Genomic DNA, 2990 nt, shown 5'->3' on the forward strand with positions numbered 1-2990 from the left:
CTGGACAATGGAACAATATGAACATCAATACAGACAGGCATTTGCAGAAGCTGCAAAAGTCGCAGATCCTACATGGAGAGCTGGTAAACCAATACCGGCTGGCGCATTGGATGGCATTACGAGAGAGTATGTTGAGAGTGGCAAGAAATCAGTAGATATAAAAATATAGTATGTTTTTTATGTGGAATATATTTCATTTTTGAAGGAGGTTGCTAATATGAGAATATCAGAAAAAGCTAAAAAGACGGTTTCAAGAAAAACGTTTATGGCAGTTGTTGTAAGTATGATGGTTTGTTTGCTTTTTGTAACACCAGTATTTGCAGCTTCAAGTTTTTATAGTAAGACAACTACTAAGCTGAATGCTATTAATGGAGGAAAATCAACAACCAGCAGGTTGGTGGAGTGACTTGGTTGACAATAATCCACCATCAGGATCAATTGATGGAAACTATGCAACATCTGTTACAGTACATTGGGTAAGTGGTATTTCTTATGTAAATGCTAGTTGCACTACAATGACACAGATGACATTGGATTATTTAGTTCCTTTCGGAATAATAGTGGGCTAAATATTTAGAAAGATAAATAAATTACGGATGGTATTTTTATACCATCCGTGGATTCCAAGAGGTGACGATAAGATGGGACACTATGTACATTATATAGGTGGCGGAATAGTAGATAGTAAAATATATGAGACAGGAAATGCAGCAAAAAGTTTTAAATCGCCGATGAAAGAATTAAATGAGCAAACGGTGTTAATAGAAAATGCCAAAACAAATAAGAATGATAGTTATCATCAGCATACGAAATACGATGATCAGGTAGATCGCTATTACAGTACATATGATATAGGAACATTGTTGCATAATAATGAAAGTTATTTAGAGGGAACAATCGATTCAAAATATGATGTAGATTACTATTCTTTTTCTTATCCGCAAAAAAGTTTTTACTCTAAAATGGGTATATCTTCAGAGATAACGATTTCATTGGAAAGCAAGAATAGTCAGGCATATAATTTAGTATTGTACGATTTATATGGCAATCAGATTGGAATAGCGACAGATGATGGACATGGTAATAAACAGCTTACGGTACCTAATTGGGACTGCGTTACATCAGATTATGTGATCAGAGTAGAAAATTCCAATATGACATCGGATTCCGGGGAAGGTTCCTATAGAATAAAAATTACGGAAACGAAAAACAGGGATACTTCAAGTAGTAATGTGCAGCACTCACAAGAAATAGCAAATGCAGATAATTCAGAAGAAAAAAATGCAATAAAGCAGAAATATGAAAAAACATATCAAAGCGAAATTGACAAATTACATCAGATGCAATTTGAAGCGTTGCCGGAAGATGAAAAATATTCGGGAACGGATAGTGTAGAAGAATTATTAAATAAGATGAAAAAGGGGGAGCAGTTAAGTGTGTCGGAAATGGCATATGTGAAAATATTTGCCAATTTATCTGATTATGAGAGAGCAGAGAAGTCGAATTATATAAAAAACGATTTTTATGCAGAAATAGAAAGAATAGCAAATGAAAAAGGAATTGAACTGCCAGATACATCATGGAAAATTGAAATAGATGTATCTGGAACTATTACGATTAACGGGGACATTACAGAAGAAAACAAAGAACAGATAAAAAATATGATATCGGAAAATTTTGCTGATGATATGTGGGAAAAATATATTCAGACAGCAGATATTTCTAACACACAATATAGATTAGTAAATGCTTACTATGAAGTGGAACAGTTCATTCAGAAAGCAACAAATGGACAGTATTCATTTGACGATATAAACGTAGATGACAATGGGAAGATTACCGGACTTCCAGAGAAAATGTGTAAAATAATGAACTCCCAGGAAGCCAATGCGAAATATGAGGAAATACGAGATAATATCTATATGCTGACGGATTATAAAAATCAATATGGATTGGAGGATATTCTTGCATTTAAGGCAGGGTATAATATTTCGGACTCTGAGGTAAGTACTGTGGGTACATCTGGCAATAATAGTGTTATGGATAATGCAGGATACTATAAAAATATGAAAACTATAATATAATGATAGAACCTAATAGAAATGGCGGGTTTAAAAGACATGAATCAGTTGATTACATATCAGTATGAAGCTGATAGTATGGACAGACAATGGTATTCTATACTGTAGCAATATAATTTGGGGGGAAAATATAGGAAATGTGCCGTCAAGATGATGGCACATTTTCTATATATATGATATTTATTTAGAGCCTATTTAGATAATATGCAGAGTACTTTATATTTATTTAATGGAAAAATAAAAATTACCGATATAGTAGGAAGATAGGAAGAAGGTGAGTAATATGCTGGAAATTGCTGTTTGTGATGACGATATAGCAGATCTTGAGTGTGCAGTGAATATGCTGCATAAGATTTTTACAAGTCAAAAGATTGCTTATCATATAGAGAAATTTATGTCTGCAAATCAAATGCTTGAAAATATCAGTCGTATTGATATCGGAATTTTAGATATTTCGATGGAAGAACTGAATGGTATTAAACTGGGGAGAAAATTAAAGGAAAAATTTCCGGATGTGAAATTAGTGTATATTACGAGTTATGAAGAATATTGTATGCAGGTCATTAACGAAGTTCATGCATTTTCATTTCTATGTAAACCACTGGAATATGATAAATTGGAAATGCAGATGTTGGAACTACTGGATCAACTGCCGGATACCGGAGCAGAAAAGGATTTTTATAAAGTGACGGACAGCAATGGGAAAGAGTATCTGTCAATCAAATTGAAACTCAGGGACATTTTATATTTTGAATACATAAAAAGATCAAGAAAAGTACTGATAGCGTTGTCTGATATCACATATGAGTATGACTGCATTTTTGAAAAACTGGTTGAAGAACTGCAGCCCTATGATTTTGTTGTGAATTGCAGGGGAAATCTGGTTAATTTAAGGCATATTGAAAAAAT

At 33.3% G+C, this 2990-nt stretch carries 5 protein-coding genes; all 5 read left to right on the forward strand.

Annotated features, from left to right (window positions below; all coding sequences use genetic code 11):
* Positions 1–7: 7 nt before the first annotated feature.
* The gene (locus tag DXB43_RS15850) at positions 8–169 is read left to right on the forward strand and encodes a DUF3879 family protein (protein ID WP_442969681.1); all 162 of its coding nucleotides are present in this window, start codon (positions 8–10) and stop codon (positions 167–169) included.
* Positions 170–217: 48 nt separating this feature from the next.
* Positions 218–406, forward strand: coding sequence for a hypothetical protein (locus DXB43_RS15060; protein WP_044928892.1), 189 nt, complete (start codon positions 218–220; stop codon positions 404–406).
* Positions 369–569, forward strand: coding sequence for a DUF6947 domain-containing protein (locus tag DXB43_RS15960; RefSeq protein WP_081453954.1), 201 nt, complete (start codon positions 369–371; stop codon positions 567–569). Before DXB43_RS15060 ends, DXB43_RS15960 begins: the two co-directional genes overlap by 38 nt.
* 72 nt (positions 570–641) lie before the next feature.
* Positions 642–2084 carry a hypothetical protein gene (locus DXB43_RS14850; RefSeq protein WP_015517468.1) on the forward strand — a complete coding sequence of 481 codons (1443 nt, stop codon included), beginning with the start codon at positions 642–644 and terminating at the stop codon, positions 2082–2084.
* A gap of 280 nt (positions 2085–2364) precedes the next feature.
* Positions 2365–2990: LytR/AlgR family response regulator transcription factor (locus DXB43_RS14855; RefSeq protein ID WP_243006699.1), on the forward strand; the 626-nt coding region annotated here is incomplete at its 3' end.

The sequence above is a fragment of the Roseburia sp. OM04-10BH genome, from assembly GCF_003462605.1.
GTDB lineage: Bacteria > Bacillota > Clostridia > Lachnospirales > Lachnospiraceae > Roseburia_C > Roseburia_C amylophila.